The sequence below is a fragment of the Aminobacter sp. AP02 genome, assembly GCF_003148805.1.
Taxonomy (GTDB): domain Bacteria; phylum Pseudomonadota; class Alphaproteobacteria; order Rhizobiales; family Rhizobiaceae; genus Aminobacter.
The window spans coordinates 234,848-250,762 of record NZ_QGGX01000006.1 but is presented as its reverse complement, the minus strand read 5'-3'; the positions used below and the strand labels follow the sequence as shown (position 1 = coordinate 250,762).

The window sequence follows — 15,915 nt, the reverse complement described above, 5'->3', positions numbered from 1 at the left end:
TTCGAGATGACTTACGACTATATCATCACTGGTGCGGGTCCCGCCGGCTGCGTGCTTGCCAACAGGCTGAGCGAGGATGCGGACGTTCGTGTGCTCTTGCTCGAAGCCGGCGGTGGCGACTGGAACCCGCTGTTCCACATGCCGGCGGGCTTTGCCAAGATGACCAAGGGTGTTGCGAGCTGGGGCTGGGAGACCGTGCCGCAGAAACACATGAAAAATCGGGTTCTGCGCTACACCCAGGCGAAGGTGATCGGCGGCGGCTCGAGCATCAACGCGCAGCTCTATACGCGTGGCAACGCGACCGACTACGACCTGTGGGAGCGCGAAGACGGCTGCACCGGCTGGAACTACCGCTCGGTTCTGCCCTACTTCAAGCGCTCGGAAGACAACCAGCGTTTCGCCGACGACTACCACTCTTATGGCGGACCGCTCGGTGTCTCGATGCCGTCCGCGGCGCTTCCGATTTGTGATGCCTATATCCGCGCCGGCCAGGAACTCGGCATTCCTTACAACCATGACTTCAACGGCAAGCAGCAGGCGGGCGTGGGCTTCTACCAACTCACCCAGCGCAACAAGCGCCGCTCGTCGGCCTCCATGGCCTACCTCGATCCGATCAGGAGCCGACCGAACCTGACTACGCGCACCGGTGCGCGCGTGGCGCGCATCGTGGTCGAGAAGGGGAGGGCCGTCGGTGTCGAAGTGGCCAATGGCAATGGCATCGAGATCATTCGCGCCGGGCGGGAGGTGCTGGTTACCTCGGGCGCTATCGGCTCGCCCAAGCTATTGCTGCAGTCAGGTATCGGCCCGGCAGACCATTTGAAGAGTGTCGGCGTTCCTGTCGTCCACGACCTCAAGGGCGTTGGCGAAAACATGCAGGACCACCTCGACCTGTTCGTGATTTCCGAATGCACCGGCGATCACACCTACGACAACGTCGCCAAGCTGCACCGCACGCTGTGGGCCGGTCTGCAGTATGTGTTGTTCCGCACCGGGCCGGTGACATCCAGCCTCTTTGAGACAGGTGGCTTCTGGTATGCCGATCCAGACGCTCGCTCGCCGGATATCCAGTTCCATCTTGGGCTAGGCTCTGGCATCGAGGCCGGAGTGGCACGGCTCAAGAACGCCGGGGTGACGCTGAATTCGGCCTATCTGCACCCGCGCTCGCGCGGCACTGTGCGACTTGCGTCGAACGACCCGGCAGCGGCACCCTTGATCGATCCGAACTACTGGAGCGACCCGCATGATCGCAAGATGTCGATCGAAGGGCTGAAGGTCGCGCGCGAAATCATGCAACAGGCAGCGCTCAAGCCGTTCGTGCTGGCCGAGCGGCTACCGGGGCCGGGCACGGTCAGCGATGAGGACCTGTTCGAATATGGCTGCGCCAACGCCAAGACCGACCATCACCCGGTCGGCACCTGCCGGATGGGCACCGACGACATGGCGGTGGTGGGGCTCGACCTGAAGGTACACGGTCTCGACGGCCTACGGGTCTGCGACAGCTCCATCATGCCGCGTGTCCCTTCGTGCAACACAAACGGTCCGACGATCATGGTCGGCGAGAAGGGGGCGGACATCATCCGCAACCGTGAGCCGCTGGCGCCCGTCATCTTTACCCATGAGCGCAACGACGCTCGGCCACGGGCGCGGGCCGACGTGAGTTAGGCGAACTGCGTCGCCGGGCTGGCTATCTGGACATGCGGGCGGCACCAAGTGCCGATCCGTCGGCCTCCTTGTTGCGTTCGACCAAACGGGCCATGTCCGCCAACAGCACGTCCTGCTCGTAGAAGGCGATGCGACCGCGCCCCAATTCCTTCGCCTTATAAAGCGCCTGGTCCGCACGTTTCAAATAGGTTCGGATGTCCTGGCTCTCCCCGCCCAGCAAGGTGATGCCGACGCTTGCGCCGATGATGATGCTTCGCCCGTCAATGTGGTACGGCTCGCACAATATCTCCACCAGCCTGCTGCCAAGGGAAGCGGCGGCCTCGGGCTGATCGGCATTGGTCTGTATGATTGAGAACTCGTCGCCACCGACGCGCGCGATGCAATCCGTGCCGCTGGCGCAACTGCGCAATCTGGCGGCAACCTCACAAAGGAGGGCGTCGCCTACGGGGTGGCCTAGCGTGTCGTTCACCTGCTTGAACCGATCGAGGTCAAGGCAAAGCAAGGCACCTTGCGCTCCATGTGCGGCCTCACTCGCGGCCAGTTCAAGGCGCTGCCGGAACATGGTTCGGTTTCCCAGACCGGTCAGCGCATCATGGTGCGCCATATGAGCGATGCGGGCCTGGTCGTTTTTCCGAGCATCGATGTCTTCGAGTACCCCGACCCATTCCACGATGTTGCCGTCGTCGTCGGCCATCGGTGTGCCTTGTGAACGGACCCAGAGCCAGTAGTCGCCCCTGACTTTCAGGCGGAATTCGACGTCCAACGGCGTATTGTCAGCCAGGGCCCTGCGCCAGGCGGCGGTCGTCAGCGCCCTGTCTTCGGGATGTATGCCTTCGGCCCAATCGTATCCCGCAACCTCGCCTGCTGGCCTGCCGGTCAGTTGTTCCCAGCCGGTGGCCGAACCGACCCCGTCGGCGAGGGAGCGGCGCCAAAGCACGATGGCGCCTGCCTCGGCAATGACCCGGTAGCGCCGTTTTTCGTTTCGCAATGCCTTTTCGGCTTTTTCAAAGCTCTGTCGCAGCATTTCGAATTCGCGTATCGACGATGGCGGTACCGAAGCAGTGTCCGACCGTTTTCCATCAGCGATCGCGTTGCTGTGGGCGACCAGCGCCTTTACCGGATGGAGGATCCGGCGGCCCAGCCATAGGGCGAGGGACAGCGCCAGGCCGATCGCCACCGTAGCACCCACCAAAAGCCCCATGATGGGATCGCGCCAGCGTGCATTGAAAACGCTTGTTGGCTCGCCGACAACGACGACCCAGCCCGGCGTGCCCTGCAATTTCTGGTATGAAAGCATGACGGGCAAACCTTCCACCGTTCTTGCCTCGAAAAGTCCGGAAGTGGTTCCCAGAGCCTGAAGTTTCGACCAATCGGGCGCCATTTGGCCAACAAAACGTTCCGGATCGCGCGAGCGCGCAACGATTCGGCCGTTGCCGTCGGTCACGGCGACCAGAATGCCGCTCAGCGAGCGTTTGCCGCGCAGCAAGGTCTGTACCAGCGACGAAGGTGACGTCGTGAGGACGAACGCGGCCTCACGTCCCGGTATCGGCAAAGCCAGGGACAGAATGGGCCGGTTGTCCCGGATCACGATGTTCGAGACCAGCGGCGATTGGTTCTGCAATGCCGTCAAGGCGGTGCCTGCCGCGACCGGTGTGCGCGAACGCAAAAGATGCATGCTCTGCGTGTCGACGAGTGCGATCTCGCCGTCGAGGCCGATCTTGCCAAATCCTGTCTCGGACAGAGGAATCGGGTTTCCATGAGACTGTCCGAAGGACGAGGCGAGCACTTCCATGGTGGAGAAGCGCCCCTGCAGTTCACCCTCGATGGCGTTGGCGAGCGTGCTGGCGGTGTCGTTCAGCCTGGTGGTCGCCGTGTCCATGTAGGCGTATCCCGTGTGCCAAACGGCAAAGGCGGAGACCGCAATTACCGGAAGAAGGCAGACGAGCGCCAGCGCCAGGAGATAGCTGTTCAAGCCTCGCTGCACGCCCAGTTTCGCTTCCGTGACCAATTTGCACACACTCCGCGGATGCAACCTAGCGTAGGCCGATACCAGGGGCTGCTAATGCACCCAAAAGCCTTCCAAATGGTCAACGTTGGGGCGGTTGTGGCGGGGACAGCCGAGTTCATGCAGTGGAAATTTGCAAGGCTGCGAGCAGGGGCGCCGCTGAGGTCGCCAAACTCGCAGCTCTATCCGAGCGGACCGACCTGGAAGACCATGCTGGCGATGGCGGCAATGCCGATCACAAGCAGGATCACCGCAGTGATGAGCGTGAACGAGGGAGGAAAACTGCTCTGGGCGTGGACGAGCCCGGCGGCTCTCATTGCTTCGCGCTCCTGTCGCAGGCCGAGCATGAACTGAAGGTGATAGACACAATGCCAACAACCAGCATGACGATACCCAGCGCGACAAGGGCAATGCCAAAGTTGCGCGCCGGTGCCGTGCCTGTCATCAGGGCGTGTTCGCGCAATTTCTCGAACACCTGGTAGATGGTGAAGCCGAAGCTGATCAATGCCAGCGAGGTGCGGATGACCGACATCAAGGTGCGGTCGGCGCTCAAGCGCGTGCGCTGGAACGCCATGCCGGTTCGACGGGCGGCGAGTTCGTCTGAAAACTTGTCAGACGCGAGCTTTGTCTCCGTCGGCGTGACGTTTCTCCGGATCAAGTTTCAGGGCTAGCACATTCAAAGCTGGCAGCGATGGTACCTCATCGCTATCTCGGGGAAACTCGGGTCCATGCGTTCAAAGGTATCCTTGTCTATCACCCTGAACGACATGGACATGCTTTGGAACATGATGGAATCCGCGCAGTTCAGAAGCACCGACAAGTGGTCCTTTTGCTCGCTTATCTTACCAGCGGTGCAAGACATGTTCGAGCCGGCGATCTTGTCGCCGCTGATGAGAATGCCCGTGGTCAAGCTGGACGTCTTGTCCTTGAAATCGATCTTGCCATCCACCTTGTGGAAAGTGTCGGCGCAATCAGTGCCGCCTGTCGTCCAGGCGCCCTGCAACGCGTCCATTGACGCGGCCTGCACGCCGGTCGCAAAGATCATTCCCACCGCAACCAGTGCGTAAGCAACTCCGTTTTTCGACATCATGCGCCCTCAACCTCGTGTTGGTCGAGGAATGCTAGAGCCTGTCGTAGGGGAATGCTAGTGGCGGCTGCGCTATCGAGCGAACGCAGCGGCGCGCCCAACGAAGCCTCAACTCGGGCCAACGAACCCGCATTGCCATCAGGTACGCGAGCTGCGGACTGCCAATCAGGTCATCAATGGTGGGGAGTTCGGATGGTGGGCGTGACAGGGATTGAACCTGTGACCCCTGCAATGTCAATGCAGTGCTCTCCCGCTGAGCTACACGCCCATCCGATGGGGGCGGATACACCATTTTTGATCCGGCGCGTCAATAGCGTGTTTGGCGGAAAAATGCGCCGGATCATCAATTCCCTTGGCGGCGCCGTCGATTCCCTTGGCGACGTTAGGGAAGCGCCTATGCGGCGTGCAGCATCTTTTCGACCTCGTTGACGAGATCGCGCAGATGGAAGGGCTTCGACAGCACTTTTGCGTCGCGCGGCGCCTTCGAATCAGGATTGAGCGCCACTGCGGCAAAGCCTGTGATGAACATCACCTTGAGATCGGGGTCGATCTCGGTGGCGCGGCGCGCCAATTCGATGCCGTCCATTTCCGGCATCACGATGTCGGTCAAAAGCAGTGAGAAAGGTTCTTCGCGCAGCCGCTCGTAAGCGCTCGCGCCATTGTCGAAGTCGCTCACCTGGTATCCGGCGCGCTCAAGCGCCTTGACCAGGAAGCGGCGCATATCGTCGTCGTCTTCTGCCAGAAGAATGCGTGCCATCAGTAATCCCGTCCGAATCAGCGGTCGAAGCCGCCCCCCAGCAGGGGCTTCGTTAACCATCTTCTATATGAGTCCGGGACGGTAAACATCAAGTGAATGCCGTGTCAGCAGAGTGAGGCAAAGCCACGGTAAGAGCGGATTTTCCACAGTTCGAAATGCTGGACACAGGCGGCGGCAGGTGGCACTTTCGAGCGATGAGCAAGTGCATTTCGCAGGTCCATCAGCAAAGATGACGCCAGCCGAAGATTTCTCGGTACTGCCGCCGTTCGAAGTCCGGACGAGCGCCGAGCAGCGTGTGCCGTTCGTGTTCAATTCGCCCCATAGCGGGCGCTGCTATCCCGACCGGTTCCTGGCCATGACCCGGCTCGACGCCACCTCGATCAGGCGCTCCGAAGATTGTTATGTCGATGAACTGTTCGGTGCCGCGGTTGCTCTTGGCGCGCCGATGCTGGCGGCGCATTTTCCACGCGCCTATCTCGATGTGAACCGCGAGCCGTGGGAACTCGATCCCAGGATGTTCGCCGAACCGGTTCCGCCTTTCGCCAACATCCGTTCGGCGCGCGTTGCCGGCGGGCTCGGCACCGTGCCGAAGCTGGTGGGCGAGGGGCTCGACATCTACGCCAGCCGGCTGCCGTTGGCAGAGGCCGTCGGGCGCATCGAATGCGTCTACAAGCCCTACCACGAGGCGCTCAAGCGGCTTGTCACGCGCACGCATGCGCGTTTCGGCTACGCGGTGCTTGTCGATTGCCATTCGATGCCGGCTTCGATCCGCATCGGCGACAGTGGGGTGAGGCCCGATTTCATCGTTGGCGATCGTTTCGGCACTTCTGCTGCATCTGCTCTGTCCGAGCGGGCGATCGGGCTGCTTGCGGCAATGGGTTATACCGTGGCGCACAATAAACCTTATGCCGGCGGTTTCATCACCGAGCATTATGGCCGGCCGGCGCGCAGGCTTCACGCGCTGCAGATCGAAATCAATCGCGGGCTCTACATGGACGAGCGCACGTTCAAGAAATCGGCGGGCTTTTATGCGCTGGCGGACGATCTGGCCCGGTTTTCCGCCGATCTCATGGCGGCTCCGGACCATTATTTCCTCGACCTGCCGCTGGCGGCGGAATAGTCAGAGGCTAGCAAACGGCTAAAAAAAGACCGCTCCGGAGAGCGGTCGAAGTCTAGGGAGGAAACGCCCAAGGAGGGCATGGACAGGAGAACCTGTCCGAAGTCGAGATTATTGTGCGCTGCACAAAAGTCAAGGCGCCTTGGGTCTTTTTAAATCATGGTGATGTAGTTATTGCCTATAGGCGTGGCTGCGTGTCATCCAGGCCACAGTCAGACATGGGGTGAATGATGATCGACGCCGAATTCATGCGACGAATCGCAAGTGCCGCAGCGGCCGAGACGTTGCCGCGTTTCCGCCGGCAAGGCGCAGTGGCAAACAAGCTCGCTGGTGGATTCGACCCGGTCACTGAAGCCGACCAGGAGGCCGAGCGCGCCATTCGTGCGCTGATCAATGCCGAATTTCCCGATCACGGCATCCTCGGCGAAGAGCATGGCAACGAAAACATCTCCAACAGCCATGTCTGGGTCATCGATCCGATCGACGGCACTCGCGCCTTCATTTCCGGCTTACCGGTGTGGGGCACGCTGGTTGGCCTCACTGTTGACGGCGATGCGGTGGCCGGGGTGATGTCACAACCCTTTACTGGTGAGTTGTTCTTCGCCGACGGCAAGGGCTCGCACTATGAGGGGCCGGGCGGGCCGCGCAAGCTTGCCGTGCGCAAGACGACCAAACTTTCCGAAGCAACGATGTTCACCACCACGCCAGCACTGTTCAAAGGCGAGATGCGCATGCGTTACGATGATCTGGAAGGCAAGGTGCAACTCGCGCGCTACGGCACCGACTGCTACGCTTTCGCCATGGTTGCCGCGGGCCAGGTCGATATCGTCGTCGATCCGGGCCTCAAGCCCTATGACATCGTCGCGCTGATTCCCATCATCGAGCAGGCCGGCGGTATCGTCACCACCTTCGATGGCGCTCCGGCCGAGAATGGCGGCGACATCATCGCCGCGGCAACGCCAGAACTGCATGCGGCGGCGCTGAGAGTTCTCGCGGGGTAGGGTGCTACTCTACCGCTTCGGGAGTTCCTGGCACGAAGGCTGAAAAGGCCGCGAGCAGCGGCTCGCGGTAGATGTCGACTTCCTGAAGGATCTCGTGGCGGGAGCCGTCGACAGTCAGCAGCGAGGCTGCTCGGCACTGGTACGCAAATTGCTCGACGTCCCGGGTCGACACGACTTCATCGGCACCTGCGGTAACGATCAGCATCGGTACCCTTAGCGAGGCCATGAAGGCCTGGTCGCGCACGGTTTCCGATGCCTTGGCCGCGGCCCGCAGCCAAGCGACCGTCGGGCCGCCGACAGACAGTTCCGGATAGGTTTCGTAAAGCAGTGTGTTGCGACGATAGCGGCGCTCATCGCTGGTCAACTTGTTGATTTCGAAAGGCGTACCTGCTCGCGGCCGCGGCCCCCAGGCTACGTAAAGCCTGCCGAGGCCGAGCCAGCAGAGCAAGGTAGTGATGCGCTTGATCGACTTCATCGACAGCGGCGCGCCGATGACCGAGAGGAACGGCGCCACAAGCACCATGCGCTGGACGCGATTGGCCATCAAGGGAGCGGCGAGCATGGCGATCAAGGCGCCGCTCGAGTGGGCGAGGATGAAGAATGGGCCACGACAGTCAGGCAAGACGATCTGCTTGAAGAAGGCTTCGAGATCCTTGACGTAGTGGTCAAAGCTTTTGACGTATCCGCGATGGCCGTCGCGCAGAAGCCTTTCGGAAGCACCCTGGCCACGCCAGTCGAAAATGGCGACGGCATGACCGCGCACCGCGAGGTCCCGAATGGTCTCGAAATACTTCTCGATGCACTCGTTGCGTCCCGGCAGCAGGATCACCGTGCCCTTGAAGGGCCGGTTAGTTGCCGGAAACAACGCATAGCGCAGGCGCTTGCCGTCATGCGCGGTGAAGTAGCCGCCCGTGGCCCTCTCCGGAACCGGATTGCCGGGGATTTCGTGGAACAGGTCCGTCATCAGGCGCTTCGGCTTGGAACTCGCTGCCGTGGGATCAGTCTATTGCCAAGGGTGATAGAAAGGGCAGCGGCGAAAATCAAAGGAATTCCTTCAGCAAGCCGAAACGAATGAGGCCGGAGGCAGCTTGCGGGATGCCTCCGGCCTCTGTCGTTCCGGGAGGAAGGGACGTTACAACCCGGTTCGGCCTCGTCGGCTGCGCAACCTTGCGCTGCCTGTTCGTCAACTTGGATGCACTTTAGGCGAGGCGACCTGAACGGATACCGAAGGAGCGGTTCATCTTCGGTTCATCGGGGAGAGGGCGAGAAAGCAGTTTCTGGCGTCTCTTGAAATGCCTTTGGACGGCACCCAAATGTCTTCTGCGGCGCCCAATATCGGGGCCGCTGATCACCGCCGGGACGCCATGAAGGGTTTCGGCACAGGTCACACGCAAACCTTGTTGCTCACTGGAGAACACCCATGCGTCACGTTGATTTTTCCTCGCTCCACCGCTCGACCGTCGGCTTTGACAGGCTGTTCAATATGCTCGACGGCCTTGGTCAGCCCGAAGGCGGCCAGACGACCTATCCGCCCTACAACATTGAGCGCACCGGTGAAGATGCCTATCGCATCAGCATGGCGGTTGCCGGCTTCTCGGAAACCGAGATTTCGATCGAAGCCCATCGTAATGTGCTGACGGTAAAGGGCGATCGCAGCAATGAAGCCACCGGCGAAGGTTCGGAGCTGCTGTATCGCGGCATCGCCTCGCGTGCTTTCGAGCGTCGCTTCCAGCTTGCCGACCATGTCGAAGTCGTAGGTGCGACCCTCAAGAACGGCCTGCTTCACATCGATCTCAAGCGCAACATCCCGGAAGAGCACAAGCCTCGCAAGATCGAGATTGCGGCTGCTCCGGCGAAAGCCAAGCAGATCGAAGCCAACACCGTGAACTAAACAGACCGCTCCTCCCAAGGAGAAAAGGCGGCGCTTTCGAGCGCCGCCTTTTTCATGTTTGGTCGGTAGACGCTCAGCGCAACAGGTTGCCGAAGCGATCGATCTCGTCCTCTGTCGTGGCGAAACTGGTGACGAAGCGGTAGAGCGCTTCGTCCTCGCCGATCTCGCCGTCGAAGCCTGCCGGCGCGTGCCAGTCGTAGAAGGCGGCGCCCGCGTCTTGCACCTTTTTCGCCACTTCGGTCCTGATCACTGCAAAGACCTCATTGGCCTGCGGCTGCCAGGCGACGCGTGCGGCTGGCGAAGTTGCGATGGCCGCGGCGAGCCTTGCCGACATCGCGTTGGCGTGGCGGGCCGTCTCCAGCCACAGGCCGCCATCGAAATAGGCGTCGAACTGGGCCGAGATGAAGCGCGACTTGGAGAACAGTTGGGCCGAACGCTTGCGCAGGAAAGCCATTTCCCTGGCGCGGTCGAGGTCGAACATGATGATTGCCTCGGCGCACCAGCAACCGTTCTTGGTGCCCCCGAACGAGATGATGTCGACGCCGCGTTTCCAGGTCATTTCGGCGGGCGTGGTGTCGAGCGAGACCAGCGCATTGGCAAATCGGGCACCGTCCATGTGCAGCGGCAGGCCGTGGCGGCGGGCAATCGCTGAAATTGCCGCGATGTCGTCGAGGCCATAGACGGTCCCGACCTCCGTGGACTGGGTAACGGAGATCGCTGAAGCGCGTCCACCGTGCACGTTCTCGCTGGCGAAGCGGCCGACGGCGCGCTCGAGATTGCCGATGTCCATGCGCCCGAGGGGGCCATCAACCGGGGAAAGCCGCGAACCGTGGGAAAAGTATTCCGGCGCGCCGCATTCATCCTCAAGGACGTGCGCCTCGCGGTGCGCGAAGGAAATGCCCCCCGGTTTGCCGTAGGCGGCGAGCGACAGCGAATTGGCGGCCGTGCCGGTCGCCACGAAGAATACCGCCACTTCGCGCTCGAAGATTTCGGAGAAGCGCTTGTACACAGCCCGATCGAGATCGCCGTCGCCATAGGCGCGGCTATAGCCGGCGGCACTGGCGCTAAGCCGTTCGGCGACCTTGGGATGAGCGCCGGCCCAATTGTCTGATGCGAAGATCATTTTGTGCGTCCGTAACATGGCTGTCGGGGGCTGTGTGGCAGAATGGGGCCGAGCTAGAGCGGATTTGGCAATCTTCGGCAAGTGCGCGAGCTGGAAATCGATTGAGGCAGGGTTGGATCCACATTTGACCGGTTGTTCAAAAATTACGCCGATCGCGAGTTCCGCGTAATTTTGTGTCTTTGAAGTGGCGGAAAATTCGTGAATCGGTCTTGTGCGTATTCAAGAATTCTGTCATACAAAATTTAGGACAGCAGTGCTGTCTTATTTATCTGCCCAAAGCGAACCGGATTTGGCGTATGATCACGCCCCGTCCGGCTTCCGCTGCGAGCGTGGGTGGAGCTTGAGGCGGAATGCCTTCCGTCCTGTTCCCCCGACCCGCGGTCAAGTGCCGGTCGCCGGCACCGAGCCGCAGAGCATATCGATAGCAATATCGGCATAACAGGGACGGGCAACCCCTGCCGTCCCAACGTGGATTGCCCGACTGGGCCATAATGGAGAACGAGACGATGACGGAGTTGACGCCATCTGTGACGACGGGTTTTGTGCCGGCCGCGCAGACGAAAGCGGCCAACAAAAAAACCGATCATCTCCGAACCCCCACCGGCTATGCAGCGCATGGCCTCTACGACCCACGCAACGAGCACGATGGCTGCGGCGTCGGCTTCATCGCCCAGATGAAGGGCATCAAGTCGCACCAGATCGTCAAGGACGGTCTGTTCATGCTCGAAAACCTGACCCATCGCGGCGCGGTTGGTGCCGACCCGCTGGTTGGCGACGGCGCAGGCGTGCTGGTCCAGATCCCCGATGCGGTTTTCCGCGAGGAAATGGCCAAGCAGGACATCGAGCTTCCCCCGGTTGGGCAGTACGGCGTCGGCCACTGGTTCATGCCTAGAGATCCCGTGCTTCGTGACCACATCGACGACATCATCCGCGAGTCGGCGCAGTCGGAAGGGCTGCCGCTGATCGGTTTCCGCGATGTTCCCGTCGACAATGCGTCGCTGTCGAAGGCGCCCGAAATCGCCGCCGCCGAGCCTTATCACCGCCAGGTGTTCATCGGGCGCACCCCTGAAATCCCAGATGACGAGGAATATGAGGCGCGCCTCTATCTCCTGCGCAAGGTCATTTCCGGCCGCATCTATGCCGAAAACAACAACAGGGATATCGGCGCCTACTGCGTGTCTCTGTCGGCACGCACCATCGTCTACAAGGGCATGTTCCTGGCCAATCAGGTCGGTGCCTATTACAAGGACCTCACCGATCCGCGCTTCGAGACGGCGCTGATCCTCGTCCATCAGCGTTTTTCGACCAACACCTTCCCATCTTGGAAGCTGGCTCACCCCTATCGCATGGTCGCGCACAATGGCGAGATCAACACCGTGCGCGGCAACAACAACTGGATGGCTGCGCGCCAGGCGTCGGTCGACAGTGAACTGTTCGGCAACAACATCTCCAAGCTGTGGCCCATTTCGTACGAAGGCCAGTCGGATACCGCCTGCTTCGACAACGCGCTCGAGTTCCTGTTCCAGGGCGGTTACTCCCTGGCGCATGCGATGATGATGCTGATCCCGGAAGCCTGGGCCGGCAACAAGTCGATGGGCGCCGACCGCAAGGCCTTCTACGAATACCATGCGGCTCTGATGGAGCCGTGGGACGGCCCGGCAGCGGTCGCCTTCACCGACGGTCGCCAGATCGGCGCAACCCTCGACCGCAACGGCCTGCGCCCGGCGCGCTACATCGTTACCGACGACGACCGCGTGATCCTGGCCTCCGAGGCCGGCGTGCTGCCGGTCGATGAGAAGAGCATCGTCAAGAAGTGGCGCCTGCAGCCCGGCAAGATGCTGCTGATCGACCTGGTCAAGGGCCGCATCATTTCGGACGAGGAGATCAAGTCCGAGATCGCAACGAAGCACCCCTACAAGCAGTGGCTTGCCAACACCCAGCTGATCCTTGAAGAGCTCAAGCCGGTCGAACCGCGCGAGCTGCGCAAGGATGTGTCGCTGCTCGATCGCCAGCAGGCCTTTGGCTACACCCAGGAAGACACCAAGCTTCTGATGTCGCCGATGGCAACGACGGGCCAGGAAGCTGTCGGCTCGATGGGTACCGACACACCGATCTCGGCCATGTCCGACAAGGCAAAGCTGCTCTACACCTACTTCAAGCAGAACTTCGCCCAGGTCACCAACCCGCCGATCGATCCGATCCGCGAGGAGCTGGTGATGAGCCTGGTGTCCTTCATCGGGCCGCGGCCCAACATCTTCGACCTTGTCGGCTCGTCACGGCGCAAGCGTCTTGAAGTGCGCCAGCCGATCCTGACCAATGGCGATCTTGAGAAGATCCGCTCCATCGGCCATACCGAGGACCGGTTCGACACCAAGACGATCGACATCACCTATTCCGCGGCCGAAGGTGCCGCCGGCATGCCGGCGGCCATCGAGCGGCTGTGCGATCGCGCGGAAGCTGCGGTTGCCGGCGGCTACAACATCATCATCCTGTCAGATCGCCAGATCGGACCGGACCGCATCGACATCCCGACGCTTCTGGCGACGGCCGCGGTGCATCACCACCTGATCCGCAAGGGCCTGCGCACGTCCGTCGGCCTCGTGGTTGAGTCGGGCGAGCCGCGCGAAGTACACCACTTCTGCTGTCTCGCCGGCTACGGTGCCGAGGCGATCAATCCGTATCTCGCCTTCGATACGCTGATCGACATGCACAAGCGCGGCGAGTTCCCGCCGGAGGTCGACGCTTCCGAAATCGTCGGCCGCTACATCAAGTCGATCGGCAAGGGCATCCTCAAGGTGATGTCCAAGATGGGCATCTCGACCTACCAGTCCTATTGCGGCGCGCAGATCTTCGACGCGATCGGCCTGAAGAGCGACTTCGTGGACAAGTACTTTACCGGCACCGCGACCAACATCGAAGGCGTCGGCCTGGAGGAAATCGCTGCCGAGACCGTCAGCCGGCACGAGTCGGCCTTCGGTCCTGATCCGGTGCTGCGCAATGCGCTCGAAGTAGGTGGCGAATACATGTACCGCATGCGCGGCGAAGCCCACATGTGGTCTCCCGATGCGGTCGCCTCGCTCCAGCACGCGGTTCGCACGGGCTCGTGGTCGACCTTCAAGGAGTTCTCCGCCCAGATCGACAGCGAAACCGCGCGTGCCCAGGCAATACGCGGCCTGTTCCACATCAAGTTGGCTGAAGAGACTGGCCGCAAGCCCGTCGCCGTCGACGAGGTGATGCCGGCCGCCGAGATCGTCAAGCGCTTCTCGACGGGTGCGATGTCCTTCGGCTCGATCAGCCGCGAAGCGCACACCACGCTCGCTGTTGCCATGAACCGGATCGGTGGCAAGTCGAACACCGGCGAAGGCGGCGAGGAACCCGACCGTTACCTGCCTCTGCCCGACGGTTCGGTGAACCCCGAGCGTTCGGCCATCAAGCAGGTGGCTTCCGGCCGCTTCGGCGTGACGACGGAGTATCTCGTCAACTCCGACATGATGCAGATCAAGGTTGCCCAGGGCGCCAAGCCCGGCGAAGGCGGCCAGTTGCCCGGCCACAAGGTCGACGCGACGATCGCCAAGACCCGTCATTCGACGCAAGGGGTGGGCCTGATTTCGCCGCCGCCGCACCATGACATCTATTCGATCGAAGATCTGGCGCAGCTGATCTACGATCTGAAGAACGTCAATCCTGCGGCCGACGTGTCGGTCAAGCTGGTCTCGGAAGTGGGTGTCGGCACGGTCGCTGCCGGTGTTGCCAAGGCACGTGCCGACCACATCACGATCTCGGGTTATGACGGCGGCACGGGCGCATCGCCGCTCACCTCGCTCAAGCATGCCGGCAGCCCGTGGGAAATGGGCCTGGCCGAGACGCACCAGACGCTGGTGCTGAACGGCCTGCGCAGCCGCGTCGCGCTGCAAGTCGACGGTGGCCTGCGCACGGGCCGAGACGTCATCATCGGTGCGCTGCTGGGCGCCGACGAGTTCGGCTTCTCGACCGCGCCGCTGATTGCGGCGGGCTGCATCATGATGCGCAAGTGCCATCTCAACACCTGCCCGGTTGGCGTCGCCACCCAGGACCCGGTGCTGCGCAAGCGCTTCAAGGGCACGCCCGAGCACGTCATCAACTACTTCTTCTACGTGGCCGAAGAGGTTCGCGAGCTGCTTGCCGCGATGGGCTACACCCATCTCGACCAGATCATCGGCGACGCTGACCTGCTGGAAAAGCGCGAGCTCATCAACCACTGGAAGGCACGCGGGCTCGACTTCTCGAAGGTGTTCTTCAAACCGGATGCGCCCCGCGAATCGGTACACTGGACCGAGCGCCAGAAGCATCCGATCGACGACGTGCTCGACCGCAAGCTGATCGCCGAGGCAAAGACTGCCTTGGAGGCTCGCCAGCCGGTGAAGATCGAGACCACGATCCGCAATGTCGACCGCTCGACCGGCGCGATGCTGTCGGGTGAGGTTGCCAAGCGCTTCAAGCACAAGGGCCTTCGCGAGGACACGATCTCGGTCAGACTGACAGGCACCGCCGGGCAGTCCTTCGGCGCGTTCCTGGCACGGGGTATCTCCTTCGAGCTTGTCGGCGACGGTAACGACTATGTCGGCAAGGGCCTTTCGGGTGGCCGTATCGTCATCCGTCCGCCCGAGGAGTCCAAGATCCGTGCCGAGGAGTCGATCATCGTCGGCAACACCGTGCTCTACGGTGCGACCGAGGGCGAGTGCTACTTCCGCGGTGTGGCGGGCGAGCGTTTCGCGGTGCGCAACTCGGGCGCCGTCACTGTCGTTGAAGGCGTGGGCGACCATGGCTGCGAATACATGACCGGTGGTGTTGTCGTCGTCATCGGCAAGACCGGCCGTAACTTCGCGGCCGGCATGTCCGGCGGCGTGGCCTATGTGCTCGACGAGGATGGCGATTTCGCTGAACGCTGCAATATGGCCATGGTCGAACTCGAGCCGGTCCCCGAAGAGGACGACATGCTCGAGAAGCTGCACCATCACGGCGGCGACATCGCCCATATGGGCCGCGTCGACGTTTCGGGCGACATGACCCGCCACGATGAGGAACGCCTGGTGCAGCTGATCTCGAACCACATGCACTACACCGGTTCGACACGCGCCAAACAGATACTCGACGACTGGGCGAGCTATCGTCCGAAATTCCGCAAGGTCATGCCGGTGGAGTACCGCCGCGCGCTGATCGAGATGGAGCGCATGAGGATGGGAGTCGCGGCGGAGTAGCCGCGACGTTACCTGCCGGCGCTGCGCCCAACTGG

Annotated in this window: 12 protein-coding genes and 1 tRNA gene; 5 read left to right on the top strand and 8 right to left on the bottom strand. The window is 61.8% G+C overall.

Features of this window, described 5'->3' with window-relative positions:
- Positions 1–6 precede the first annotated feature (6 nt).
- Entirely contained in the window at positions 7–1,662 is a 1,656-nt protein-coding gene (locus C8K44_RS10130) for a GMC family oxidoreductase N-terminal domain-containing protein (RefSeq protein ID WP_109575647.1), read from the top strand.
- Between the two features lie 22 nt (positions 1,663–1,684).
- On the opposite strand, the gene C8K44_RS10125 is transcribed toward C8K44_RS10130, so the two are convergent.
- The 6 genes from C8K44_RS10125 to C8K44_RS10105 form a co-directional block, all read right to left on the bottom strand.
- Positions 1,685–3,670, bottom strand: coding sequence for a diguanylate cyclase (locus C8K44_RS10125; protein WP_146203925.1), 1,986 nt, complete (start codon positions 3,668–3,670; stop codon positions 1,685–1,687).
- 179 nt (positions 3,671–3,849) lie between these two features.
- Entirely contained in the window at positions 3,850–3,984 is a 135-nt protein-coding gene (locus tag C8K44_RS28165; protein ID WP_281062987.1) for a hypothetical protein, read from the bottom strand.
- Entirely contained in the window at positions 3,981–4,241 is a 261-nt protein-coding gene (locus C8K44_RS10120) for a DUF202 domain-containing protein (RefSeq protein WP_245417437.1), read from the bottom strand. Before C8K44_RS10120 ends, C8K44_RS28165 begins: the two co-directional genes overlap by 4 nt.
- 102 nt (positions 4,242–4,343) lie before the next feature.
- Positions 4,344–4,757: a hypothetical protein gene (locus C8K44_RS10115; protein WP_109575645.1), complete on the bottom strand. Its 414-nt coding sequence runs from the start codon at positions 4,755–4,757 to the stop codon at positions 4,344–4,346.
- A 190-nt stretch (positions 4,758–4,947) separates the two neighbouring features.
- Positions 4,948–5,022, bottom strand: a tRNA-Val gene (locus tag C8K44_RS10110).
- Positions 5,023–5,148: 126 nt separating this feature from the next.
- Positions 5,149–5,511, bottom strand: coding sequence for a response regulator (locus C8K44_RS10105; protein ID WP_018429348.1), 363 nt, complete (start codon positions 5,509–5,511; stop codon positions 5,149–5,151).
- 178 nt (positions 5,512–5,689) lie between these two features.
- On the opposite strand from C8K44_RS10105, the gene C8K44_RS10100 reads away from it, so the two are divergent.
- Both C8K44_RS10100 and hisN read left to right on the top strand, forming a co-directional pair.
- Positions 5,690–6,631 (top strand): N-formylglutamate amidohydrolase, encoded by a 942-nt coding sequence (locus C8K44_RS10100; RefSeq protein WP_109575644.1) that lies wholly within the window; start codon positions 5,690–5,692, stop codon positions 6,629–6,631.
- Between the two features lie 224 nt (positions 6,632–6,855).
- Positions 6,856–7,629 (top strand): histidinol-phosphatase, encoded by a 774-nt coding sequence (gene hisN / locus C8K44_RS10095; RefSeq protein ID WP_109575643.1) that lies wholly within the window; start codon positions 6,856–6,858, stop codon positions 7,627–7,629.
- Positions 7,630–7,633: 4 nt separating this feature from the next.
- On the opposite strand, the gene C8K44_RS10090 is transcribed toward hisN, so the two are convergent.
- A complete protein-coding gene (locus C8K44_RS10090) occupies positions 7,634–8,593 on the bottom strand; it encodes an alpha/beta hydrolase (RefSeq protein WP_109575642.1) in 960 nt (319 codons plus the stop codon).
- 456 nt (positions 8,594–9,049) lie between these two features.
- On the opposite strand from C8K44_RS10090, the gene C8K44_RS10085 reads away from it, so the two are divergent.
- Entirely contained in the window at positions 9,050–9,520 is a 471-nt protein-coding gene (locus C8K44_RS10085) for an Hsp20 family protein (RefSeq protein WP_109575641.1), read from the top strand.
- A gap of 73 nt (positions 9,521–9,593) precedes the next feature.
- Here the strand turns inward: C8K44_RS10085 and C8K44_RS10080 are convergent, their stop codons facing one another.
- Positions 9,594–10,643: a low specificity L-threonine aldolase gene (locus tag C8K44_RS10080; RefSeq protein ID WP_109575640.1), complete on the bottom strand. Its 1,050-nt coding sequence runs from the start codon at positions 10,641–10,643 to the stop codon at positions 9,594–9,596.
- Positions 10,644–11,149: 506 nt separating this feature from the next.
- On the opposite strand from C8K44_RS10080, the gene gltB reads away from it, so the two are divergent.
- Entirely contained in the window at positions 11,150–15,880 is a 4,731-nt protein-coding gene (gltB, locus tag C8K44_RS10075; protein WP_109575710.1) for a glutamate synthase large subunit, read from the top strand.
- The last annotated feature ends 35 nt before the right edge of the window (positions 15,881–15,915 follow it).